Source organism: Lysobacter korlensis, assembly GCF_042434515.1.
Genome location: NZ_JBHLTG010000001.1, coordinates 275,620 through 299,368 on the forward strand (window position 1 = coordinate 275,620; position 23,749 = coordinate 299,368).

Annotated in this window: 22 protein-coding genes; 16 read left to right on the forward strand and 6 right to left on the reverse strand. The window is 70.2% G+C overall.

The window, feature by feature from the left end:
• Positions 1-107: 107 nt before the first annotated feature.
• From ACFFGH_RS01230 to ACFFGH_RS01260, 7 genes are all read left to right on the forward strand, one after another.
• Positions 108-5,528, forward strand: a complete 5,421-nt coding sequence (locus tag ACFFGH_RS01230) for a HAMP domain-containing protein (protein ID WP_386664132.1) — start codon at positions 108-110, stop codon at positions 5,526-5,528.
• Positions 5,513-7,267 (forward strand): response regulator, encoded by a 1,755-nt coding sequence (locus tag ACFFGH_RS01235; RefSeq protein WP_386664134.1) that lies wholly within the window; start codon positions 5,513-5,515, stop codon positions 7,265-7,267. The genes ACFFGH_RS01230 and ACFFGH_RS01235 overlap by 16 nt, the downstream gene beginning before the upstream one ends.
• Positions 7,264-7,905: a sensor histidine kinase gene (locus ACFFGH_RS01240; RefSeq protein WP_386664135.1), complete on the forward strand. Its 642-nt coding sequence runs from the start codon at positions 7,264-7,266 to the stop codon at positions 7,903-7,905. Before ACFFGH_RS01235 ends, ACFFGH_RS01240 begins: the two co-directional genes overlap by 4 nt.
• Positions 7,906-7,951: 46 nt before the next feature.
• On the forward strand, positions 7,952-9,016 hold the full coding sequence (locus ACFFGH_RS01245) for a two-component system sensor histidine kinase NtrB (protein ID WP_386664137.1): 1,065 nt from the start codon (positions 7,952-7,954) through the stop codon (positions 9,014-9,016).
• Entirely contained in the window at positions 9,013-10,425 is a 1,413-nt protein-coding gene (ntrC, locus tag ACFFGH_RS01250; RefSeq protein WP_386664138.1) for a nitrogen regulation protein NR(I), read from the forward strand. Before ACFFGH_RS01245 ends, ntrC begins: the two co-directional genes overlap by 4 nt.
• Positions 10,426-10,491: 66 nt before the next feature.
• Complete coding sequence (locus ACFFGH_RS01255) at positions 10,492-11,067, forward strand: superoxide dismutase family protein (protein ID WP_386664139.1); 576 nt, start codon at positions 10,492-10,494, stop codon at positions 11,065-11,067.
• 2 nt (positions 11,068-11,069) lie between these two features.
• Positions 11,070-11,561, forward strand: coding sequence for a GNAT family N-acetyltransferase (locus ACFFGH_RS01260; RefSeq protein ID WP_386664141.1), 492 nt, complete (start codon positions 11,070-11,072; stop codon positions 11,559-11,561).
• A gap of 159 nt (positions 11,562-11,720) precedes the next feature.
• On the opposite strand, the gene ACFFGH_RS01265 is transcribed toward ACFFGH_RS01260, so the two are convergent.
• Positions 11,721-12,209, reverse strand: a complete 489-nt coding sequence (locus ACFFGH_RS01265; protein WP_386664143.1) for a P-loop NTPase family protein — start codon at positions 12,207-12,209, stop codon at positions 11,721-11,723.
• A gap of 5 nt (positions 12,210-12,214) precedes the next feature.
• Positions 12,215-13,120 (reverse strand): hypothetical protein, encoded by a 906-nt coding sequence (locus ACFFGH_RS01270; protein WP_386664145.1) that lies wholly within the window; start codon positions 13,118-13,120, stop codon positions 12,215-12,217.
• A 95-nt stretch (positions 13,121-13,215) separates the two neighbouring features.
• Between ACFFGH_RS01270 and ACFFGH_RS01275 the strand changes: the two genes are divergently transcribed.
• Positions 13,216-14,493: an acetyl-CoA C-acetyltransferase gene (locus tag ACFFGH_RS01275; RefSeq protein ID WP_386664147.1), complete on the forward strand. Its 1,278-nt coding sequence runs from the start codon at positions 13,216-13,218 to the stop codon at positions 14,491-14,493.
• Between the two features lie 278 nt (positions 14,494-14,771).
• On the opposite strand, the gene ACFFGH_RS01280 is transcribed toward ACFFGH_RS01275, so the two are convergent.
• The 3 genes from ACFFGH_RS01280 to ACFFGH_RS01290 form a co-directional block, all read right to left on the reverse strand.
• Positions 14,772-16,025, reverse strand: a complete 1,254-nt coding sequence (locus ACFFGH_RS01280; RefSeq protein WP_386664149.1) for a heme biosynthesis protein HemY — start codon at positions 16,023-16,025, stop codon at positions 14,772-14,774.
• 35 nt (positions 16,026-16,060) lie between these two features.
• The gene (locus ACFFGH_RS01285) at positions 16,061-17,014 is read right to left on the reverse strand and encodes a uroporphyrinogen-III C-methyltransferase (RefSeq protein ID WP_386664150.1); all 954 of its coding nucleotides are present in this window, start codon (positions 17,012-17,014) and stop codon (positions 16,061-16,063) included.
• Between the two features lie 141 nt (positions 17,015-17,155).
• Positions 17,156-17,926: a uroporphyrinogen-III synthase gene (locus tag ACFFGH_RS01290; RefSeq protein WP_386664152.1), complete on the reverse strand. Its 771-nt coding sequence runs from the start codon at positions 17,924-17,926 to the stop codon at positions 17,156-17,158.
• On the opposite strand from ACFFGH_RS01290, the gene ACFFGH_RS01295 reads away from it, so the two are divergent.
• The 5 genes from ACFFGH_RS01295 (at position 17,925) to ACFFGH_RS01315 (ending at position 21,108) form a co-directional block, all read left to right on the forward strand.
• The gene (locus ACFFGH_RS01295; protein ID WP_386664154.1) at positions 17,925-18,413 is read left to right on the forward strand and encodes a YiiD C-terminal domain-containing protein; all 489 of its coding nucleotides are present in this window, start codon (positions 17,925-17,927) and stop codon (positions 18,411-18,413) included. The two genes, ACFFGH_RS01290 and ACFFGH_RS01295, sit on opposite strands and share 2 nt — an antisense overlap.
• A 69-nt stretch (positions 18,414-18,482) precedes the next feature.
• A complete protein-coding gene (locus tag ACFFGH_RS01300) occupies positions 18,483-18,908 on the forward strand; it encodes a hypothetical protein (protein WP_386664156.1) in 426 nt (141 codons plus the stop codon).
• A 66-nt stretch (positions 18,909-18,974) separates the two neighbouring features.
• Entirely contained in the window at positions 18,975-19,412 is a 438-nt protein-coding gene (locus ACFFGH_RS01305) for a rhodanese-like domain-containing protein (protein WP_386664157.1), read from the forward strand.
• A gap of 121 nt (positions 19,413-19,533) precedes the next feature.
• Positions 19,534-20,061, forward strand: a complete 528-nt coding sequence (gene secB / locus ACFFGH_RS01310) for a protein-export chaperone SecB (protein WP_386664158.1) — start codon at positions 19,534-19,536, stop codon at positions 20,059-20,061.
• Between the two features lie 12 nt (positions 20,062-20,073).
• Entirely contained in the window at positions 20,074-21,108 is a 1,035-nt protein-coding gene (locus tag ACFFGH_RS01315) for an NAD(P)H-dependent glycerol-3-phosphate dehydrogenase (protein ID WP_386664160.1), read from the forward strand.
• Positions 21,109-21,195: 87 nt separating this feature from the next.
• Here ACFFGH_RS01315 and ACFFGH_RS01320 read toward each other — a convergent pair whose 3' ends face one another.
• Positions 21,196-21,768 carry a diffusible signal factor-reguated Ax21 faimly protein gene (locus ACFFGH_RS01320; RefSeq protein WP_386667277.1) on the reverse strand — a complete coding sequence of 191 codons (573 nt, stop codon included), beginning with the start codon at positions 21,766-21,768 and terminating at the stop codon, positions 21,196-21,198.
• 208 nt (positions 21,769-21,976) lie between these two features.
• Between ACFFGH_RS01320 and ACFFGH_RS01325 the strand changes: the two genes are divergently transcribed.
• The 3 genes from ACFFGH_RS01325 to ACFFGH_RS01335 all read left to right on the forward strand — a co-directional run bounded on the left by ACFFGH_RS01325 (position 21,977) and on the right by ACFFGH_RS01335 (position 23,696).
• Positions 21,977-23,011 carry a LacI family DNA-binding transcriptional regulator gene (locus ACFFGH_RS01325; protein ID WP_386667279.1) on the forward strand — a complete coding sequence of 345 codons (1,035 nt, stop codon included), beginning with the start codon at positions 21,977-21,979 and terminating at the stop codon, positions 23,009-23,011.
• A gap of 85 nt (positions 23,012-23,096) precedes the next feature.
• Positions 23,097-23,408 (forward strand): hypothetical protein, encoded by a 312-nt coding sequence (locus ACFFGH_RS01330; protein ID WP_386664161.1) that lies wholly within the window; start codon positions 23,097-23,099, stop codon positions 23,406-23,408.
• An 84-nt stretch (positions 23,409-23,492) separates the two neighbouring features.
• Positions 23,493-23,696, forward strand: coding sequence for a hypothetical protein (locus ACFFGH_RS01335; protein ID WP_386664163.1), 204 nt, complete (start codon positions 23,493-23,495; stop codon positions 23,694-23,696).
• Positions 23,697-23,749: the final 53 nt, after the last annotated feature.

Below are 23,749 nucleotides of genomic sequence, written 5' to 3' on the forward strand. Positions count from 1 at the left end.
TCAAACTGTCGAGTCCGTGTGAAGGCCGCAACAAGGGCGGCAGCTCAGGACCCCGCTACACTCCCCGGTCCTTGCCCGTGGGGAACGGGCCATGCCGAAGTGCTGCCGTGTCTGAAATCATTACCGCGGTCCGTCCCGCGATTGCCACCGGCGTCGATCCCGACGCACTTCACCAGTTGCTGTCTGCGATGGTCGCCATGCGGGACGGCGATTTCAGCGTGCAGCTGCCGCGCCATTGGGAAGGCCTCGAAGGGCGGCTGGCCGATGCATTCAACGACATTGTCTGCCATAACCGGCAACTGGCCGCCGAGCTCGACCGCGTGGGCGACAAAGTCGGCCGCGAAGGCCAGACGCGCCAGCGTGTGCAGTCGGGCCAGGGCGCGGGGGCGTGGGCGCAGATGGAGCGCTCGGTCAACGAATTGATCGACGACCTGGTGCGCCCGGTCGAAACGATGACCGAGGCAATGGCCGCGGTGGCGAAGGGCGATCTGTCGCGCACCGTCCCGCTCGAGGCCGACGGCCGGCCGCTGCAAGGCGAGTTCCTGCGCTCGGCGAAGATCGTCAACCGCATGATCGAGCAGATGGGCGAGTTCGCGTCGGAAGTCACGCGCGTTGCGCTCGAAGTCGGTACTGCCGGTCGCCTCGGTGGCCAGGCCCAGGTCAAGGGTGTGTCCGGCGTCTGGAAGGAACTGACCGACTCGGTCAACCAGATGGCGAGCAACCTCACCGCGCAGGTGCGCAACATCGCCGAGGTGACGATCGCGGTCGCGAACGGCGACCTGTCACGCAAGATCACCGTCGACGTGCGCGGCGAAATCCTGCAGCTCAAGGAAGCCATCAACACGATGGTGGACCAGCTGCGCGGCTTCGCATCGGAAGTCACGCGCGTGGCGCGCGAAGTGGGTACCGAAGGCAAGCTCGGCGGCCAGGCGATCGTGCCCGGCGTCGCCGGCACCTGGAAGGATTTGACCGACTCGGTCAACGCGATGGCGTCCAACCTGACCTCGCAGGTGCGCAACATCGCCGAGGTGACCACCGCGGTCGCGAAGGGCGACCTGTCGCGCAAGATCACCGTGCATGTGCGCGGCGAAATCCTGCAGCTCAAAGAAACCATCAACACGATGGTGGACCAGCTCAACGGCTTCGCATCGGAAGTCACGCGCGTGGCGCGCGAGGTCGGCACCGAGGGCAAGCTCGGTGGCCAGGCCGCGGTGCCGGACGTCGCCGGCACGTGGAAGGATTTGACCGACCACGTGAACTCGATGGCGTCGAACCTGACGCTGCAGGTGCGCAACATCGCCGACGTGACCACCGCGGTCGCAAAGGGCGACCTGTCACGCAAGATCACCGTGGACGTGCGCGGCGAGATCGCCGAGCTCAAGGACACGATCAACACGATGGTGGACCAGCTCAACGGGTTCGCCGCGGAAGTCACGCGCGTGGCGCGCGAGGTGGGCACCGAAGGCCGACTCGGCGGTCAGGCGCAGGTCACCGGCGTCGCCGGCACCTGGGCCGACCTCACCGACTCGGTCAACGCGATGGCGAGCAACCTCACCTCGCAGGTGCGCAACATCGCCGAGGTGACCACCGCGGTCGCGAAGGGTGACCTGTCGCGCAAGATCACCGTGGACGTACGCGGCGAGATCGCCGAGCTCAAGGAAACCATCAACACGATGGTGGACCAGCTCAACGGCTTCGCATCGGAAGTCACGCGCGTGGCGCGCGAGGTCGGTACCGAAGGCAAGCTCGGCGGCCAGGCGCAGGTGCCGGGCGTCGCAGGTACCTGGAAGGACCTGACCGACAACGTGAACTCGATGGCGGGCAACCTGACCAGTCAGGTGCGCAACATCGCCGAGGTCACGACCGCGGTCGCGAAGGGCGACCTGTCGCGCAAGATCACGGTGGACGTCAAAGGCGAGATCGCCGAGCTCAAGCAGACCATCAACACGATGGTGGACCAGCTCAACGGCTTCGCTGCGGAAGTCACGCGCGTGGCGCGCGAGGTCGGCGCCGAAGGCAAGCTCGGCGGCCAGGCGCAGGTGCCGGGCGTCGCAGGTACATGGAAGGACCTCACCGACAACGTCAACTCGATGGCGTCGAACCTCACGACGCAGGTGCGCAACATCGCCGAAGTTGCGACCGCGGTGGCGAAGGGCGATCTGTCGCGCAAGATCGCGGTCGATGCGCAGGGCGAGATCCTGCAGCTGAAAAACACGCTCAACACGATGGTGGACCAGCTCAACGGGTTCGCCGCGGAAGTTACGCGCGTGGCGCGCGAGGTCGGCACCGAAGGCAAGCTCGGCGGCCAGGCGCAGGTGCCCGGCGTCGCCGGCACGTGGAAGGACCTCACCGACAACGTCAACTCGATGGCGTCGAACCTCACCACGCAGGTGCGCGGCATCGCCAAGGTGGTGACCGCGGTCGCGACCGGCGACCTGCAGAAAAAGCTGATGGTCGAGGCGAAGGGCGAAATCGCCGAACTCGCCGACACGATCAACGGCATGACCGAGACGCTGGCGATCTTCGCCGACCAGGTCACGACCGTGGCGCGCGAGGTCGGTGTCGAAGGCCGCCTCGGCGGTCAGGCGAACGTGCCGGGCACGGCCGGCATCTGGAAGGATCTGACTGCGAACGTGAACCAGCTCGCGGCGAACCTCACCACGCAGGTGCGCGCGATCGCCGAGGTCGCAACTGCGGTGACGCAGGGTGACCTCACGCGCTCGATCACGGTGGACGTGCGCGGCGAAGTCGCCGACCTGAAGGACAACATCAACTCGATGATCGGCACGCTGCGTGCGACCACCGAGTCCAACCGCGAACAGGACTGGCTCAAGACCAACCTCGCGAAGTTCAGCGGCATGATGCAGGGCCAGCGCGACCTGATCACGCTGGGCCGCATGCTGCTCGGCGAGCTCGCCCCGCTGGTCAACGCGCAGCAGGGCCTGATGTATGTCGTCGAGACCGGCGGCACGCATCCGCGCCTGCGTCAGCTGGCCGGTTACGCCGACGCGGCGATGTCGCCGCTGATGCATACGATCGAGTTCGGCGAAGGCCTGATCGGCCAGTGCGCATCGCAGGGCCGCATGATCGTCGTCGATAACGTCGCACCCGGCACCGTGCGCATCCAGTCCGGTCTGCTCGACGTGCTGCCGCACAGCGTGATCGTGCTGCCGGTGCTGTTCGAAGACCAGATCAAGGCCGTGATCGAACTCGCCTCGCTCGGCGAGTTCACTGCAAGCCAGCGCAGCTTCCTCGAGCAGCTGTCCGACAGCATCGGCATCGTGCTCAACACGATCGAAGCGACGATGCGTACCGAGAGCCTGCTCGCGCAGTCGCAGCAGCTGGCGGGCGAGTTGCAGGCGCAGCAGAAGGAGCTGCAGCAGACCAACGAGGACATCGCGCTCAAGGCCGCGCTGCTGGCCGAGCAGAAGGCCGAGGTCGAAACCAAGAACCGGCAGATCGAGCAGGCACGCCGCGCGCTCGAGGAAAAAGCCGCCGAGCTCGCGCTGACCTCGCGCTACAAGAGCGAGTTCCTCGCGAACATGTCGCACGAGCTGCGCACGCCGCTGAACTCGATCCTGATCCTTGGCCAGCAGCTGGCTGAGAACCCGGAAACGAACCTCACGCCGCGCCAGGTCGAATTCGCGCGCACGATCCACGGCGCCGGCACCGACCTGCTGCATCTGATCAGCGACATCCTCGATCTGTCGAAGATCGAGTCGGGCACCGTGACCGTCGACCGCGAGGAGGTCGCGTTCTCGCACCTGCGCGAAAACCTCGAGCGCGGCTTCCGCCACGAAGCCGAGCGTCGCGGGCTGGAGTTCTCGGTCGGCATGGCGCCGTCGCTGGGCCGCTCGCTCACGACCGACGCCAAGCGCCTGCAGCAGATCCTCAAGAACCTGCTCTCGAACGCATTCAAGTTCACCGAGCGCGGCAGCGTGCGGCTCAGCGCGCGCCCCGTGCGCACCGGCTGGACGCCGGGCCATCCGGCGCTCGACGCTGCACCGCAGGTCGTCGCGTTCGAAGTGGCCGACACCGGCATCGGCATTTCGGCCGACAAGCAGCGCATCGTGTTCGAGGCGTTCCAGCAGGCCGATGCGGGCACCGCACGCAAATACGGCGGCACCGGCCTGGGCCTGGCGATCAGCCGCGAAATCGCGGGGCTGCTCGGCGGCGAGCTCAAGCTTGAAAGCACGCCGGGCGAAGGCAGCACGTTCACGCTCTACCTGCCGCAGCATTTCACCGGCGACGCGGCAGCGGCGACGGCGCATGCGGACAGGCCCACGACGCTCGCGGCACTCGAGGATCTTGCGCCCGTAGCGGTGGAGGACGATCGCAACCAGCTCGATCCGCAGCGCCCGACGCTGCTCGTGGTCGAGGACGATCCGCGCTATGGCAGCGTGATGCGTGACCACGCGCGCACGTCGGGCTTCAATGCGCTTGTCGCGATGAGCGGCGCCGAAGCCCTGCGGCTGGCGCGCGAGTGCCACCCCGACGCGGTCTCGCTCGATATCTTCCTGCCCGACATGCTCGGCTGGGCGGTGCTTGCGCGGCTCAAGCAGGATCCGGACCTGCGCCACATCCCGGTGCAGATCGTCACCGTTGATGAGGAGCGGCATCACAGCCTCGAACGCGGCGCGTTCGCCTACCTTGCCAAGCCCGCATCCAGCGAGCTGATCGGCGAGGCGCTCGACCGCATCCGCCGTTACACACAGCCGCGCACGAAGCGGCTTCTGATCGTCGAGGACGATGCGCGCGAACGCATGAGCATCGAGGCACTGATCGGCCACGACGATGTCGCGATCGATGCGGCCGGCAGCGGCGCCGAAGCGCTCGCCAAGCTCGAAGAGAGCGAATACGACTGCATCGTGCTCGACCTGCGCCTGCCGGACATGAGCGGCTTCGAACTGCTCGAAAAACTGCAGGACGCACCGGCCGTGCGCCAGGTGCCGGTCGTGGTGTTCACCGGCAAGGAGCTCAGCGCCGAGGAAGACCGCCGGCTGCGGCGCATGGCCAAAAGCGTGGTGATCAAGGGCGTGGAATCGCCCGAGCGGCTGCTCGATGAAACCGCGCTGTTCCTGCATCGCGTGGTCAAGAACCTGCCCGCCTCGCAGCAGCGCATGGTGCGTTCGCTGCACGAGTCCGACGATGCACTGCGCAACCGCAACGTGCTGGTGGTCGACGACGACGTGCGCAACATCTTCGCGCTGTCGAGCGTGCTCGAACGCCACGGCATCCACGTCATCACCGCCGGCACCGGTCAGGAAGCGATCGAGAAGGTCGCCGCCGATCCCTCGATCGACCTCGTGCTCATGGACATCATGATGCCGGGCCTGGACGGCTACGACACAATGCGGGCGATCCGCGCCCAGCCCGATTCGCGCGCGCTGCCGATGATTGCGCTGACCGCGAAGGCGATGAAGGGCGATCGCGAGAAGTGCCTTGAAGCCGGCGCCTCGGATTACCTCGCCAAGCCCGTCGTCACCGACGAGTTGTTGGCGATGCTGCGGCAGTGGCTGCACCGCTGATGGTCGCCATGCCCACCACGCCGGTCGAACCGGTCAACATCCTGCTGGTCGATGACCAGCCGGGCAGGCTGCTGTCGTATCGCGCCGTACTCGAGCCCCTTGGCGAGCACCTCGTCGAGGCGAACTCGGGCACCGAAGCGCTCAAGCGGCTGATGGATGGCGAGTTCGCGGTGATCCTGCTCGACGTCAACATGCCGGGCATGGACGGCTTCGAGACCGCGAACCTGATCCACCAGCATCCGCGCTTCGAAAGGACGCCGATCATCTTCGTCACCGCGGTCAACGTGACCGACATGGACCGCCTGCGCGGTTACAAGCTCGGCGCGGTCGATTACGTCAGCGTGCCGGTGATCCCCGAGATCCTGCGCAGCAAGGTGATGGTGCTCGTCGAGCTCTACCGCAAGCGCCGTGAGCTGCAGAACGCGAACGAGCGCCTGGCCGCGGCGAACGAAGCGCTGCAGGTCGAGAAGGCGCGCGAACTCGAGGCGCTGAACGAGTCGCTGCGACTGGCGAACGCGCAGCTCGCCGCGCGCAACGCCGAGCTGCAGGCGCAGATCGCCGTGCGCGAAGGCGCCGAGGCCAGGTTGCTCGAACTTGATCGCCGCAAGGACGAGTTCCTCGCCACGCTCGCGCACGAGCTGCGCAACCCGCTGTCGTCGATCGGCAACGCGATCAGCATGTTCGGGCTGATGTGCAGCGCCGAGGGGCAGATGGGCGGCGCGGAAACCACCCGCCTGCACGAGACGATGCAGCGCCAGCTCGCGCTGCTGGTCCGGCTGATCGACGACCTGCTCGACGTCGCGCGCATCAACCAGGCCAAGCTCGCACTGCAGCCCGAACCGACCACGCTGCAGGCGGTGCTGGAATCGGCCGTCGAGACCACCGCGCCGCTGCTCGAGGCCGGTCGCCATGCGCTGCAGATGCACGTGCCGGCGAACGCGATCGCGTTGCAGGCCGACCGGCACCGGCTGTCGCAGGTGTTTTCGAACCTGCTCAACAACGCGGTCAAGTACTCCGACGGGGGCCAGCCGATCAAGGTGCAGGTCGAACTCGACGGCGACGAGGTCGAGGTCTGCATCGTCGACCGCGGCATCGGCCTGCGCGCCGAGGACGCACGCGGCATCTTCGAGCTGTTCACCCAGGTCGACACCTCGGTCGAGCGCGCGCGGGGCGGCCTTGGCATCGGCCTGACGCTGGTCCGCCGCATCGTCGAGATGCACGGCGGCGACGTGCGCGCCGAGAGCGAAGGCCTCGGCCAGGGCTGTCGCTTCGTCGTGCGCTTGCCGGTCGCGCAGGCGCAGCCGGTCGCGGCGCCGAAGCCGCTCGCGGCCAGCGGCCCGAGCGTGCCGCGGCGGCGCGTGCTGGTCGTCGACGACAACCACGATTCGGCCGACACGCTCGCGATGATGCTCGAGCTGCTTGGTCACGAGGCACGCCGGCTGTACGACCCGCAGGCCGCGGTCGAGGCGGTCGCGCAGTTTGAGCCGCAGGTCGTGTTCCTCGATATCGGCATGCCCGGCCTCAATGGCTACGAGCTCGCGCGCCGGCTGCGCGCGGCGCCGGGTGGCGGCAGCCTGGTGCTGGTCGCGGTGACTGGCTGGGGCCAGCCCGAGGACCGCCGGCGCACGCACGAGGCGGGTTTCGACCATCACCTCGTCAAGCCACCGGAGGTCGAGGCGATCCAGCGCGTGTGCCTGGCCGTGCCGGACGCGGCCAGAACCGGAGCGCCGGTCGCATGAGGCGTTGGACCGATCGCGTCGCGCACGATCTGAAGGGCCCGCTCGCGCCGATCCAGACCGCGACGTTCCTGCTGCGCAGCGACGTGCTGCCGCCGGAACGCCAGCGCGAGCTCATCGACGTGATCGACCGGCAGACGCGCCGGCTCAACCGCATGATCGAGGAGTTCGGCGACTGGAACCGCGCCGAACAGCAGCGCCTCGTCGGCCAGCGCGTGCGCACGCCGCTCGCGATGGTGCTGGATCTGGCAATCGGCAGCGTGCCGGGCCTGTCGACCGATCCGCGCTTCGCAGCCGGCCTGGAAGCGGCGGAAGTCGAGGCTGACGAGTCGCGGCTGGTGCAGCTGTTCAACACGCTCCTCGCGCACCTGTCCGCGCGCGATCCGGCCCATTCGCCCGAGTTGCACGTCGAGCCCGCGCCCGCTGGCCTGCGCGTCGTGCTCGCAGACCGCGGACCGGCGCTCGACGAGGCCGGGGCCGCCGGCCTGTTCGACGCGCCGCTGCCCGCGCCGGCGGACGAAGGCCTGGGCCTGCGGCTGCTGATCGCCGATGCGATCGCGCGCGCGCACGGCGGCCAGTTGCGCGCGTCCCCCCGCGACGGTGGCGGGCTGCAGTTCGAATGCGAGCTGCCGCTCGCCTGAGCCCGCGCGCCGGGGCGCTCGCGGGGCCATGCACTACCATGGCGCGATGCCCGCGGCCGCGCCCGACTTCGACCAGCTGACCACGCCCGTCGCGTGGCTTGATGCGGCCGGCCTGCTGCGCGACTGCAATCAGGCGTTCGCGCGCTGGCTCGCGGTCAGCCCGCGCCGGCTGCGCGGCGCGACGATTGCCGCGCTCGACGCCGAGGGCCGGCTCGCGGAGCCGCTCGCCCGTATCGCCGCCGGCGAAGCCGCGCCGCTGCGCCTGCGCCGCGTGCGGCTGCGTTATCCCGATACCGATGACCGGTTTGCCGACGTCTGGGTCAGCGCCGACGACGCGGGCGGCGCGCTGCTCGAGGCGCATCCGGTCGACGAGTTCCCCGGCGGCGATCCGGCGCTGCTGCTGCCGTCGGCGCTGTCGGCCTCGCTGAAGGGGCTCGCGCACGAGCTGCGCAACCCGCTGGCCGGCCTGAAGGGTGCCGCGCAGCTGCTCGGGCGGCGCATCGGTGCCGGCGACCTTGAATCGCGCGAGCTCGTCGGCCTGGTCGACAGCGAGATCGCGCGCCTGACCGCCCTGCTCGACCGGCTGCTGAGTCCGGCGCCGCCGCGCCCGCATGCGCCGCTGAACATCCACGCCGTGCTCGAGGGCGTGCTGAGGCTGGCCGAGAACGATGCGGGCTGGGCCGTGCGTCTGCTGCGCGATTACGACCCGAGCCTGCCGGAATTCAACGGCGATGCCGACCGCCTGACCCAGGCCGTCTGGAACCTCGTGCGCAACGCGATCGAGGCCGGCGCGAACCAGGTCACGCTGCGCACGCGCGCCGAGCACGGCCTGCGCATCGGCGACGTGGCACATGCGGTCGCGCTGCGGCTGGAGATCATCGACGACGGCCGCGGCGTGCCCGACGAGCTCGCCGAGCAGCTGTTCCTGCCGCTGGTCTCCGGGCGCGCCGAAGGCAGCGGCCTGGGCCTCGCGCTCGCGCAGCAGGTCGCGCGCGAGCACCGCGGCTCGCTGGCCTACCGCTCGCGGCCCGGGCATACCGTGTTCACGCTGCTGCTGCCGATGCAGCCGGCCGAGATGCGTCGCGACGCACTCGCAGGGGCAGCCCGATGAGCGCCGGCGCGCGCCTTTGGATCGTCGATGACGACCGCAGCATTCGCTTCGTGCTGGCCGCGGCGCTGCGCGAGGCCGGCCATGCGGTCGAGGCATTCGACAACGCCGCCGACGTGCTCGCCGCGCTCGATGCCGGCGCGCCGCCGCCGCAACTGCTGTTCACCGATGTGCGCATGCCCGGCGACGATGGCCTCGTGCTGCTCGACAAGCTCAAGGCGCGGCTGCCGCAGCTGCCGGTCGTGGTGATGAGCGCCTACACCGACGTCGCCAGCACTGCCGGTGCGTTCCGCGGCGGCGCGCACGAGTTCCTGTCCAAGCCGTTCGACCTCGACGATGCGGTCGCACTCGTCGAGCGCACGATCGGCAGCACCGAAGCGGCGGCGATCGAGCCAACCGCCTCCGACCTGCCCGACGCCGCAACGCTGGTCGGCGACGCGCCGGCGATGCGCACGCTGTACCGCGCGATCGGCCGGCTCGCGCAGGCGCCGCTGTCGGTGCTGGTCACCGGCGAAACCGGCACCGGCAAGGAACTCGTCGCGCGTGCATTGCACCGCGAGTCGCCGCGCGCGCACAGGCCGTTCGTCGCGCTCAACACCGCGGCCATCCCGTCGGAGCTGCTCGAGTCCGAACTGTTCGGCCACGAGGCCGGCGCGTTCACCGGCGCGACGCGGCGCCACGTCGGCCGTTTCGAGCAGGCTGACGGCGGCACGCTGTTTCTCGACGAGATCGGCGACATGCCGCTGCCGCTGCAGACGCGCCTGCTGCGCGTGCTCGCGGGCGGTGAGTTCTTCCGCGTCGGCGGCCGCGAGCTGATCCGTGTCGACGTGCGCGTCATTGCCGCGACCCATCAGGACCTCGAGGCACTCGCGGCCGACGGGCGCTTCCGCGCCGACCTGCTGCACCGGCTCGACGTGGTGCGGCTGCGCCTGCCGCCGCTGCGCGAGCGGCGCGAGGACGTTGCGATGCTGGCCGAACGCTTCCTCGCACTGGCCGCCGCGAAGTTCGACGCACCGGCCAAGCGGCTCGCGGCCGAAGCGCTGGAACGGCTGCAGGCGCATGCCTGGCCCGGCAACGTGCGCGAGCTGGAAAACCTGTGCTGGCGGCTGGCCGCGCTCGCACCGGGCGAGGTCGTCACGGTCGACGACGTCGCCGCCGCGCTCGGGCCGGGCGCGGCTGCGGGCGCCGACGCCGGTGCACTGCCATGGGATGCGCAGCTGGAAGCCTGGGCCCGCGACCAGCTCGCGCAGGGGCGCACCCAGCTGCACGCGCTCGCACTCGAACGCTTCGAGCGCGCGTTGCTCGACGCCGCGCTTGCGCACACCGGCGGCCGCCGCGCCGAGGCCGCGAGCCGCCTCGGCCTGGGCCGCAATACATTGGCGCGCAAGCTTGGACCCGACCGTCGCCGCTGAGGCCGGCTCACCCATCGCCGATCGCCGCTGCGCTAGCCTTGCAGGCCCCGAAACCGGAGTCGACCGATGAAAGGCCTGCTGCTCGCCGCCCCCGCCGTCCTCGCACTCGCCGCCTGCACCACGACGCCGCCGCCCTCCGAAGGCGCCGCCTCGGCTCCGGGCTCGACGCCGCCCGCCGTTTCGACCGCGCGCTCGGCCACGGTCAACCTGGCGTCCGCGTCGGCCAGCCTGGTCAGCGGGCGACTGACCGCGGTGCCGATGGGTAACGGCGTGCACTTCACCGGCGAAGTCGGCGGCCTGACGCCGGGCAGCACGCATGCGATCCACGTGCACGAGCGCGGTGACTGCAGCGCGGCCGACGCCAGCAGCGCCGGTGGCCACTTCAACCCGACCGGCGCGCCGCACGGCAAGGTCGACGCCGGCGCCCACCATGCCGGCGACATGAACAACATCGTCGCCAATGCGCAGGGCGTCGCGCAGGTCAGCGCGCATGCCGAGGGCGTGACACTGGGCGGCGGCGCGGCGAACGACGTCGCGGGCCGTGCCGTGATCGTGCACGCCAAGGCCGATGACTACCGCAGCCAGCCGTCCGGCGAAGCCGGCGCGCGCGTGGCCTGCGGGCTGATCAACGCGCAGCGCTGAGCATGGATGCCACGCTGCGGATCCGCGAAGCGAGTGCGCACGATGCCGAGCGCCTCGCGCAATGGGCGATCGCGATGGCCTGGGAGACCGAGCACAAGCGACTGGACGAGGCGGTCGTGCTGGCCGGCGTCGAAGCCGGCCTCGCCGATCCGGCGAAATCGCGCTACTTCATCGCGATGCGCGAGGTCACCGTCGCCGGCCGCGAAACGATCGGCGAAGCGGTCGGCACCTTGATGCTCACGCGCGAATGGAGCGACTGGCGCTGCGGCGACTGGTGGTGGATCCAGAGCGTGTACGTGCCCGAATCGCACCGCCGCCAGGGCGTGTTCGCCGCGCTGTACCGCCATGTCGAGCAGCTCGCGCGCGCCACCGACGGCGTCGTCGGCCTGCGCCTGTATGTCGAACACGGCAATGAAACCGCGCAGCGCACCTATGCCGCGCTCGGCATGCGCGACGCCGGCTATCGCCTGCTCGAGCAGGAGTTCGGACACTGAAGTAGGGCCCGGGCCGGGCGCCGCGACTGCCGGTTGCGGTGTTCGAGCCTTGAACCCCACGCGTTCGACCGCGGCCCGCGAGTGGGGCGCCGTGCGAGAGGTGCGGGTTGGCTTTGCCGCGGTCCGGCTGGCAACCGCCGCTGCCCGATGCGATACGCGCTACAGCGCCGGCGTCTCGCCGCCGCTGTATTCGCGCTTGCGCCCCGCATGCGCATCGAACAGCGCACGATGCGCCCCGTATGACCACGCGTCGCTGCGCGTGTAATACGACGCGACCCAGCCTTGCAGCGCATCGAGCATCGCGTCCTGCTGCGCACGCGACGCGTATTTGTGCGGCTCCCACTCGCGACGGCGGTTGTTCGCCAGGCAGGCGTCGAGCCCCGGATTGAGAAACACGAGCTCGTCGCAGTGGTGCGCGGCGATCTCGACGAGCTCGCCGTAGCAGCCCTCGACGATCCACTGCGGATGCGCATCGACGAACGCCTGCAGCTCGGCGCGCACGACGTCGGCCGGACGCGCGACCGCGATCTGCCCGGGCTCCCAGACGATCGAGTCCAGGTCGAGGTGCTCGAACCCGCGCTGCGCGGCAAGCGCGCGCGCATAGGTGCTCTTGCCCGAGCCGGAGTTGCCGAAGACGACGATCTTCAAGCCGATCAGCCCAGCGCGGCGCGGCAGTCTTCGCCGGCGCTGCAGTGCACGAAATGCACCGCTACGCCATGCGCGCCGAGCACGGCGGCGATCTGGCGCTGGCGGCGTTCGAAATGGCCGAACCGGCGATGCAGCCGTTCGCGCGCCTCGTCGCTGTCGCAGGTCGACTCCGGCGCGTAATGCGCGTGCCAGGCCTGCGGCGAAAACAGCGCGATGCGCGCCTCGCCGCCCGTGTAGCGCACCAGCGGTTCGGGCGGCGCGTCGAGCCAGGTTTCGCCCTCGGGCTCGAGCAGCGCGGTTTCCAGCACCGGCCACAGCGGCGCGAGGCCGGCATGCTCGTACTGCAGCGCCATCATCGCGGCCAGATCGTGCGCGGTCAGGTAGCGCGCGTGCTCGACCAGCAGACCGAACGAGCCCTGCGCGGCAAGCGCGGTCGCCGCGCCGGCCATGCCGCGCTCGAGCAGCTCGCGCTCGAACGCATCGCCAACCGTCGCGACGGTGTCGGCGTCGCCGCCGAGCACGAACGGCACCAGCCGCAGCGGCCCGCCGGTGTAGTCCGGTGACGGCGTGAGCGCGCCGGGCAGCCGGCCTTCGTGGGTCCCGAACGCGATGATGCGGCCGCCTTCGCCGCCCGCACGCGGGGCGCGCGCGGCCAGCTGGTCGAGCTCGCGGTGCAGCGGCCAGCCCGGCCGCAGCAGTTCGACCGGATCGTAATGCGCGCCGACCGTCAGCAGTTCGAGGCCGGCGGCCTCGGGTGCGAAACGCGCGAGGTCATGCGCGATCAGTTCGGCCAGCTCGCCAGCCTCGGCCTGCGCCAGATGCGGCGAGGCCACCGGCGCGTCGCCGCGCAGTTCGAGGGCGAGTGCACCGAGCACGTGCACCGCGGAGGGATCGGACGAAGCTGAACTCATTCGATACGCAGGCGTTTGGTCGCTCGCAAAGGCGGCGCTACACTCCGGCGCATTATGCCCGCGCCGCCCCGCGGGCTGCCGTGAGGAGCTTTCCGATGCTGCAAGGCCGTCCCGTCGCCGTGCTCGGCGGTGTGCGTATTCCGTTCTGTCGCCAGAACACCGCCTACGCCGACGTCGGCAACCTCGGGATGTCGATCCGCACGCTCGGCGCACTGGTCGAGCGATATGGCCTGCACGGCGAGCGCATCGGAGAGGTCGCGCTCGGTGCGGTGATCAAGCATTCGGCCGACTGGAACCTCGGGCGCGAAGCCGCCCTGTCGTCGGGCCTGTCGCCGCTGACGCCGGGCATCACGATGCAGCGCGCCTGCGGCACTTCGCTCGATACGATCGGCCACGTCGCAAACAAGATCGCGCTCGGGCAGATGGAGTCCGGCATCGGTGGCGGCTCGGATTCGACCTCGGACGTGCCGATCGTCTACGGCAAGTCGCTGCGCCGCCGGCTGCTGGCCGCGAATGCAGCGCGCACGCCGCGCGACAAGCTCGCCACGTTCCGCGGCTTCCGCCTCAACGAACTCAAACCCGATTTTCCCGGCGTGGCCGAGCCGCGCACCGGCAAGAGCATGGGCGAGCACTGCGAGGACATGGCCAAGCAGTGGAACATCCCGCGCGAGGCGCAGGACGAGTGGGCGCTGAGTTCGCACCGCAAGCTCGCGGCCGCGTACGAGCGCGGTTTCTTCGATGACCTGGTGGTGCCGTTTCGTGGCGTGACCCGCGACAACATCCTGCGCCCCGACAGCACGCTCGAAAAACTCGCCGCGCTGAAGCCGGCGTTCGACCGCACCAGCGGCCGCGGCACGCTGACCGCTGCGAACTCCACGCCGCTGACCGACGGCGCCGCGGCCTGCCTGTTCGCCTCGCCCGAGTGGGCGCAGGCACATGGCATCGAACCGCTGTGCTGGCTGCGCGACGTGCACGTGGCCGCGGTCGATTTCGTGCATGGCGAAGGCCTGCTGATGGCGCCCACCGTCGCGGTGCCCGAAATGCTCGCGCGGAATGGGCTGACGCTGCAGGACTTCGACATCTACGAGATCCACGAGGCATTCGCCGCGCAGGTGCTGTGCACGCTGCGCGCATGGGAAAGCGAGGAGTACTGCCGCAACCGCCTGGGCCTGGATGCGCCGCTCGGGTCGATCGATCCGGCGAAGATCAATCCGAACGGGTCCTCGCTCGCGACCGGCCATCCGTTCGCCGCGACCGGTGCGCGCATCATCGCCACCGCCGCGAAGGAACTCGCCCAGCGTGGCGGCGGCCGCTGCCTGGTATCGATCTGCACCGCCGGCGGCATGGGCGGCGTTGCGATCCTCGAGCGCTGACGGCTGACGGCTGACGGCTGACGGCTGACGGCTGACGGCTGAGGCGGGCGCGACGCCTGACTACCCGCAGGCGCCGTCGCAAAAATCTGCGCTCCGACCGAGCCCGGCCGCGCACCAGCGGTGTACTCGCGTGTCGAGCCGGTCGCATCCCCGACCGCGTTTGGCGTTACGCATCACCGACGATGCGTACGAGCGCGAATCGTTGGACGCGGCCTAGTGCCATTGCGCAAAGCCGGCCACCGTCGGCAGTCCGCCTTAGCCGCGCAAGCGCGAAACGCTCAACCGCGCAGGCGGGGTACGCCGTGCTCGTCGCGATCTTCGGCCACTACGCCATCGTGCAGCGCACGCGGATGCAGCTCGCGGCCCGGCAGTTCGACCAGCGCATCGCCGCGACCCGCACGCAATGCATTCGCGAGCGCGATGCGGGCCCGGGTGTCGTCGCCGACAGCCGCATAGCCTTCGCCGAGTGCTTCCCATGCCGGCCGGCCCGCGCCCTGCGCGATCGCGCGGTGCAGGTAGTCCTCGCTCTGCGGCCACAGGCCCTGTTCGGCATTGAGCCGGGCCAGCGTCAGCAGCAGGCCGGGGCTGCGCGGATGCGCCTGCAGCCAGCGCTCGGCGCGCTCGCGGCGGTGCTCCAGCCGGCCGATCGACAGGCGGCCGTACATCGCGGCCAGTGACTCATTCCAGTTAGCGTCGAGCGCGTCCTCGATGCTCTTCGCGGCCGCTTCGTCCCAGCGCAGCGCCGCCGCGCGCTCGGCATAGGCGGCCACGATCGCGGGATCGCTGCGCAGCGGCTTGGGCATCGCGTCCCAGCGGTCGGCCAGCGCGTTCGCATCGCCGGCCTCGCGCAGCCCGGCCTCGGCCCAGGTCGCTTCGTGACGGGCGAGCTGCGCCGGAGGCCAGACATGCTGCTGGCGCAGCGCACCTAGCAGGCCGTATGCCTCGCCGGCGCGGCCGAGCCGGGCGAGCGCGTCGGCGCGCAGCGCCAAGCCGCGCGGAGGCAGCGGCTGCGCGGCCGGTGCATCGAGCGCGGTGAGCGCATCCGATGGCCGGTCGTGTGCGAGCGCGAACTCGGCGAACGCCACCGCGCGCATCCCGGCATGCTCTTCGGGCAAGGCATCCAGATACTGCTGGGCCAGTTCCATATCGCCGCGCGAGGCGGCCGCGCGTGCCGCGCCGATACGCGCCAAGCCCGCGCCTTCGTCGTGCTCGGCCGCGCCAAGCAGGGATTTCTCCGCACGCGACCAGTGGCCGTGCTCGAGCGCCTCGAACCCGTCGGTCAGCAGCGCGCGGTTGCGGCGCTCGCGCCGCCGCCGCACTGCGGCAATCGGCAGCGTGACGAGCTTCCAGACCAGCCACAGGCCGAGCAGCACCGCGATGCCGACGAACAGCGCGACCGCGAGCGTGGTCGTGTAGTCGTAGCCGCGATAGCGCACCAGCACCAGGCCGGGGTCCTGCACCAGCAGCTGCGCGGCGAACGCCGCCAGCAGCGCAAGCACGATCCAGAACAGAAGATTGCGGAACAGATTCATCGGGTCACCTGTGCGGCCGGGCGGGCGCGACCGGATCAACGGGCCGGGCGCAATTGCTGAAGCTGAACCAGCGTGCTGCCGAGCGTAGGAAACGCGGGTGAAAGCCTGGTCGCGGCGAGCGAGCGCAGTTCAGCCTGGTGGCGACGGCGTGTGGGCGAGTCCGACCACAGCCGGATGAGCCACTCCTCCGCGCGCTGCAAGGCGGCCCGGTACGCCGCGGCGTCGCGTCGTTCCACGGCGGCGCGGGCCAGCGTGAGCTCGAGCTGCAGCGCGGCGCGGGCGGCGCCGCGCTGGTCCGCCGGGATGCCGGGCTTCGCGTCGCTGCGGCGGATCCGGACGATGCGCGACAGCGCGCGCCGCCACCACGGCTGCGGCCCTGCGTCAGCGGCCTGCGCTGGCGCGGGCTCGTCGGCAAGCGCGTCGCCGAGTGCGGTCAGGCGCGCGAGCACCTTCCGCCGCGGTTCGGCCGCCGGGTCGGCAAGCGCGGCGCGCTCCTGCGCCAGCGTCTGCCGCAGGCTCACGAGGGTCGGGTCGGCGACGCTTTCAATCACATCGCTGGCCAGTGCGTACGCGCGGCGCGCGCCCTCTACGTCGCCGGCCACCTGCAGCCGCTGCAGGCCAAACGTCAGCAGCAGCTCGGCCTCGTCGAGGCGCAGCCCATGAGCCCCGCTCTGGCCTGCCGCCGCGAGTTGCTGGACGCTGTCTTCGAGCAATGCCGCGCGCTGGCCGACCGCGAGCAGTTCGTCCCGCAGCACGCGGTTGGTCGCATCGGCGTGCTGCAACCGCTGGTACTGCGCACGCTGGTCGCGGCGCATCGCATCGAGCCGCTGCTCGAGTGCGCCCAGCCGCTGGTCGGCCTCGCGCAGGCGCGCCTGCTGACGGGCGTCGTGTGTTCGCCAGAACCACGCGCCTACTGCGAGCGCGCCGCCGAGTACGAGGACGAGCAGCCACGGCCACCAGGCCCGACGCTGGGAAGGATTCGAAGGCACGGAGGAAACCACGGCGGCGAAGGCGGAGGCGCGGTGCGATGCTACCTGAACGGATGTTCAGGCCGGGCGCGGCCGTGTTGCGAGGGCATGTCGGACCTCCCCGCGTGATGGCGATCGCGGCGACGCGGCTGCTTCGCAGCCTCAGCCGGCCGCCACCGGCAGCCGCGCCGCCGCAACCAGCTGCCCGGGCCGCGGTCCCGCGGCCACCGTGATATCCCCAAAGCCGAGTTCGCTGGCAAGCGCGGCCAGCCGCGTGCTCGCCGCCAGTACCTGCGCGCTGCGCAACCGGTCCGCGGCCGAGTCCGGCAACGCACGCAGCGCGAGCTGCAGCGCGTCGCCGCTCGACAGCGCGAGCGCAAGCGGCGCATCGACGCGGCACAGCATCGCAACCGCGGTGGGCGCCGGCGCGACCGGCAGCCGTGCATACACATCGGCGCGTCGCAGCCGCGCGCCGCGCGCCTCGAGCGCCGGCGCCAGCAGGTCGCGACCACCGGGCGCGGTCACCAGCCCGACCTCAACCCCGTCCAGCGCCTGCAGCACCGGCAGCGCGAGCACGCCTTCGCTGTCCATGCGCTGCGGCACTTGCACCTCGCGCACCCCGGCGCGGCGCAGCGCCGCCGCGGTGCCGGCCCCGACCGCGCACCACTGCCGGCCAGGCCCGACCGGCAGCGCCCGCAGCTTCACGGCCGCGCGCACGGCCGCCGGACTCGTGAATACCACCGCCGGCGCGGCCAGCGCCGCGGCCAACGCGCGCTGCGTCGCGGCGCCGCGCCGCAGCTGCAGCCGCCACGGCGAAAGCGCGATCAACCCGGCGCCGGCGCGCGCGGCCGCCTGCCGCAGGCCGCCGTGCTCACCGCGCGGTCGCAGCGAGATCACGTACCATCCGGGCCCCTTGCGTGGTCGATCGGCCATGCCTCCAAGCTTCGCACAGGCCCAGACCGCGATGACCGACGCCACCCTCGCCCGCCTCGCCCACCACTACCAGTCGATGCCGCCGGTTGCGCTGATGCAGCTGTCGGTCACCGGCTACGAGGACGGCCGCCTGCGCCTGCACGCGCCGCTGTCGGTGCACGTCAACGACAAGGGCTGCGCGTTCGGCGGCAGCCTCGCGTCGATGATGACGCTCGCATCGTGGGGTCTGGTGTCGCTGAAGGTCGAGCAGGCCGGCCTCGATGCCGACGTCTACGTCGCCGACAGCCAGCTGCGCTACCTCGCGCCGCTGTTCGCCGACCTGGACGTCGAAGCCGAGCTCGCCCCGGAATCGAACTGGAAGGTCTTCCTCGACACGCTGCGCCAGCGCGGCCGCGCGCGCGCCGGACTCGTCGCCCGGGCGCGCCTGCCGGAAGGTGGTAACGCGACCGAGTTCACCGCGCGCTACGTCGCGATCCTGCGCCGCTGAGTTCCGGCCGCGGTAAACCGGGCTAGCATGGCCGCTGGCCCCCGACGCGACCCGCCGATGCCCGTCCGCATGCCCCGACCTGCGCGATCCGCGCTGCTGTTGCCGCTGCTCGCCCTGGCCGGCTGCGCGACGACGATGAACACCACCCAGCGCGATGCGCTCGACCGCAACCAGTACGCGTGGTCGGCGGCGATCCGCTGGGGCGACATCGACGGCGCGGTGACGCTGATCGACCCGGAGCGGCTGAAGACCAACCCGCCGAGCGCGCTCGAGCTCGAACGCTACAAGCAGGTGCAGATCTCCGCCTACCGCGACGTCGGCGAAACGCGTGATCTCGAAGCCGGCACCGCGGCGCGCGAGGTCGACATCGGCGTGATCAACCGGCATACCCAGGCCGAGCGCACGGTGCGCTACCGCGAGAACTGGGGCTGGGACGCCGAGCGCAAGACCTGGTGGCTGACCAGCGGCCTGCCGGACCTGTGGGCCGGGCAGTAGCCGCGCTTTTGCGCCGCCCGGGCGCGTGCGCCACAATCGCCGGCCTTCCGCCCTCCGCGTGATCCCGTGACGCCCGACGAACTGCTGGCCTTTGCCGGCCGCCACCCTTACCTGTCGATCGCGCTGGTCGGCCTGACGATCGCCCTGATCTACACCGAGATCACGCGGCTGTTCCGCGGTTACAAGGCGCTGCGCCCGGCCGAGCTGACCTCGCTGATCAACCGCGAGAACGCGCTGGTGATCGACCTGTCGGCGACGAAGGAGTTCGAAAAGGGCCACATCGCCGGCAGCCGCTCCGTGCAGCCCAGCCAGTTCGACCCTGAAAGCAAGCTGCTGGCGAATGCGAAATCGCTGCCGGTGGTCGTGGTCTGCCGCACCGGCCAGGGCTCGGCCGATGCCGCCAAGCGCCTGAAGAAGGCCGGCTTCGAGCAGGTCTACTGGCTCGACGGCGGCATCATGGCCTGGCAGCAGGCCGACCTGCCGCTGATCAAGGGCCGCGCCTGACCGCGCCCGCCCGGCCTTGCGGCCGGGGTTCCACGCCCCCATTCCGACGCCGGCGCAGGCTTCCGGAGCCCGCGCACACGCGTGCCATAATCGCCCACTTTCTGCCTGCTGGAGCTCCACGATGACCGACGAAACCCTGGGCGGCGCGTCCGCCGCGACCGATGCCGCCGAGAACAACGGCCCCGCGTTCACGGTCGAAAAGCTCTACGTCAAGGACGTGTCGTTCGAAGTCCCCGGCGCGCCGGCGGTGTTCAACGAAGCCGCGCAGCCGCAGCTGCAGATGAACCTCAACCAGAGCGTGCAGCGTCTGAACGACAGCGCCTACGAGGTCGTGCTCGGCATCACCCTGACCTGCAGCGCGAACGAAAAGCCGATGTACCTGGTCGAGGTGAAGCAGGCCGGCGTGTTCGGTCTGTCCGGCTTCGATGCGCAGACGCTCGACGCGATGCTCGGCACCCACTGCCCGAACGTGCTGTATCCGTACGCACGCCAGCTGATCAGCGAGCTGATCCAGGCCGGTGGCTTCCCGCCGTTCTTCCTGCAGCCGATCAACTTCGATGCCCTGTACGCCGAAGGCCTGCGCCAGCGCGCGGCCCAGATGCAGCAGGAAGGCGGCCTGGCCGGCGCCGAGACCGGCGGCACCGCCTGAGTCCTGCGCCACGTGGAGCCTAATGCCGCGCCGAAGCCCGCGGTCGCGGTGCTCGGCGCCGGGTCCTGGGGCACCGCACTCGCTGCACTGATCGCCCGGCACGGCCACCCGGTCGTGCTCTGGGGCCGCAACCGCGAGATCGTCGCGGCGATCGATCGCGACCACGAAAACCCGCGCTACCTGCCGGGGCTCGAACTGCCGCCGACGCTGCGCGCGACCGGCGACCTGGCCGAAGCACTGGCCGGGGCCGAGCTCGTGCTCGTGGTCGTGCCCTCGCACGCGTTTGCCGAGACCCTGCATGCACTGGCCCCGCACCGGCCAGCCGGCGCGGGCGTGGCCTGGGCGACGAAGGGCTTCGAGCCCGGCAGCGGCCGCTTCCTGCACGAGGTCGCGGCCGAGGTGCTTGGTGACGACGTGCCGCTCGCGGTCGTGACCGGCCCGTCGTTCGCGAAGGAAGTCGCGGCCGGCCTGCCGACCGCGCTGACCGTGCATTCCGACGACGCGGCGCACGCGCATCGCGTTGCGGCGGCGCTGCACGGCCCGGCGTTCCGTGCCTACACCGGTGACGACATGCGCGGCGCCGAGCTAGGCGGCGCGATGAAGAACGTGCTCGCGGTGGCGACCGGCGTCGCCGATGGCATGCAGCTCGGCCTTAATGCACGCGCCGGGCTCATCACCCGCGGGCTCAACGAAATGATGCGGCTCAACCATGCGATCGGCGGCCGTTCGGAAACGCTGATGGGCCTGGCCGGGCTCGGCGACCTGGTGCTGACCTGCACCGGCGACCTGTCGCGCAACCGCCGCCTTGGCCTCGCACTCGGCCGCGGCCAGTCGATCGACGAGGCCGTCGCGCAGATCGGCCAGGTCGTCGAGTCGGTGCAGACCGCCGATGAAGTGATGCGTCTGGCCGACCGCTTTGGGGTCGAGCTGCCGATCGCGAGTGCGGTGCAGGCGGTGCTGCATGGCCGGCTGACCCCAGCTGACGGGCTGCGCCAGTTGCTCGCGCGCGAACAGAAGGCCGAGTACCCACGCGACCCGCTGTGCTGACCGCCGCCCACGCAGGCAGGTACAAGAAAAAGCCCGGCCGAAGCCGGGCTCTTGCGGGTCTGGCGGCGCAGCCGCCGCGTCCGGCGATCAGAACGTGATGCGCGGGCCGACAAACATCTGGGTGTCGCCGCTGGCGAACTTGACGTCGCCGGACACGCCCCACATCGGGCTGAACTTCACGTGCGCGCCGACGCGACCGTAGAAGTCACCGTCGAAATCGTCGCCGTCTTCCCACCCGGCCAGCGCATAGCCTTCAAAGTTCGGCGCAAGCGCGCCGCGGACGCCTGCCTCGACGCTGTAGCCGTCGAAGTTCTCACCGGCCACGTCGGCGCGCTCGTAGGCAACGCGGGTCAGCAGGTCGGCATTCGGGGCGATCTGGTGGTTGTAGCCAACGCCGGCGCGCCACAGGTCGATGTCGAAGCCGTCGTTACGCACGCCGCCGACCGTGAAGTCGTCGGTTTCCTGGCCACTGAAACCACCGAACAGGTGGAAGTTCGGCGCAATCGCGATCGAGCCGTTGCCGCCGAAGCCTTCGGCATCGCCGAAATCGGTATCGGTGCGGACGTAGCCGCCTTCGGCGTAGGTGTAGGACAGGCCCTCGGCGGCCGAAGCTGCGAACGGCACCGAAGCGAACAGGGCAAGGGCGAGCAGGGACTTCATGGACTTCATGGCGAGCACTCCGTTTTGGCCGCGTGTTAATAGAAAGTTATCGCGGCGGGTGAGGTGCAGTATTCGCAGCTGGGCCGAATCCAAACTGAATTTTTAACAGTCCAGTTCAGCGCCAGTGGGGCGTTGTTATGGTTGCGTCAACGTCCGGTCTGCGGCGCTGGCTCGCAGTAGACTGCCCCCTTCGCTCGAGTTTCGACCCATGCGCCGCAAGACCAAGGCCACTTCGATCGACATTGCGCACCGTGCAGGCGTCTCGCAGGCGACGGTGTCGCGCGTCCTCAGCGGCAGTCCGCTGGTCAATGCCGAGACCCGCAAGCGGGTCGAGGCGGTCGCGCGCGAGCTCAACTACAAGGTCGACCGGCACGCGTCGAGCCTGCGCACGCAGCGCTCGGCGACGCTCGCGCTTTTGCTGTTCGAAGACCCGACCGCGGACGAGTCGCACATCAACCCGTTCTTCCACGCGATGCTCGGCTCGATCACGCGTGCCTGCGCGCGCCACGGCCAGGACCTGCTGGTCTCGTTCCAGCAGCTGTCCGACGACTGGCATGCCGATTACGAGGACAGCATGAAGGCCGATGGGATGATCCTGCTCGGCTACGGCGACTACCTCGAGTACCGCGACAAGCTGCAGTCGCTGGTCGAGCAGGGCACGCGCTTCGTGCGCTGGGGCGCGGTGATGCCCGGCCAGCCCGGCGTTTCGATCGGCTGCGACAACCACGCCGGTGGCCGGCTGGTCGGCGAGCATCTGCTCGCGCTCGGCCGGCGGCGCATCGCGTTCCTCGGCGATGCATCGAGCCATTACCCGGAATTTTTCGAGCGCTACCGCGGCTGCGATGCAGCGCTGCAGGCGGCCGGGCTGGCCATGGACCCGGCGCTGCAGGTCGATGCGGAAAGCTCGGAAGAGGCCGGTGATGCGGCGGCGCGTACGTTGCTTGCGCGCGGGCAGGGGTTCGATGCGGTGTTTGCGGCGAGCGACCTGATTGCGGTCGGGGCGATGCGGGCGCTGGCCGAAGCGGGGCTGCAGGTGCCTGCGGACGTGAGCGTGGTCGGCTTTGACGATATTCCGATGGCGCGCTTCACGCGGCCGCCGCTGACGACGGTGGCGCAGGACACGACGCGGGCGGGTGAGCTGCTGGTCGAGACGTTGCTGCGGCAGGTGCGCGGTGAGCCGGCGGAGAGCACGTTGTTGCCGGTGACGTTGGTGGTGCGGCGGTCGTGCGGGGCGGGGCAGTAGTCCGGCCGGGATTGGGCGTCGGGCTGGCCGCGTTCGCCATCAGCACGCGGTTGGCGCGGGGTGGGCTTGCTTGGTCGGGTTGGGCGTGCTCGTTTTCCTTGCGCCAGAGGTTGGACGCGACGCTACAGGCAACAGCTTTCGCCTGAAGGCGAGTCACTTTTCTTTGCTGGCTCAAAGAAAAGTAACCAAAAGAAAGCGCCTTTCCCGTGAGGTCAAAATCTTCGGCGCGGTCGGACGCTGCACCGGGATTTTTCGAAAGAACATCCATGTTCCTTCGAAAAACGCTCGACGTCGTGTCGAGCGCCCTTCGGGTCTACGGTTGCTTCGGCGGTTGGAAAGCGGGTGCGACGGCAACGGCAACGCGATAGCCACGGCGCTTGTGCTGCGGGCAACGTGAGGTCCGACGGCGTGTACGGCGAGCGCTAGTCGGCGACGGTGGCGCCTGCGAGCTGTGGCGCCGGATCTGGCGACGAGCGCGGTATTGCCAAAGACTCAACGGCAACGGCAACGGCAACGGCAACGGCAACGGCAACGGCACCAGTACCAATACCAGTACCAGTACCAGTACCAGTACCAGTACCAGTACCAGTACCAGTACCAGTACCAGTACCAGTACCAGTACCAGTACCAGTACCAGTACCAGTACCAAAACCAGCGCTCGCGGCCGGATCACCCAAGAACGTGACGTCTCGCGTGCATCTGCCCCCAGCTAACGTCGACAGCTGACCGCCAAGCGGC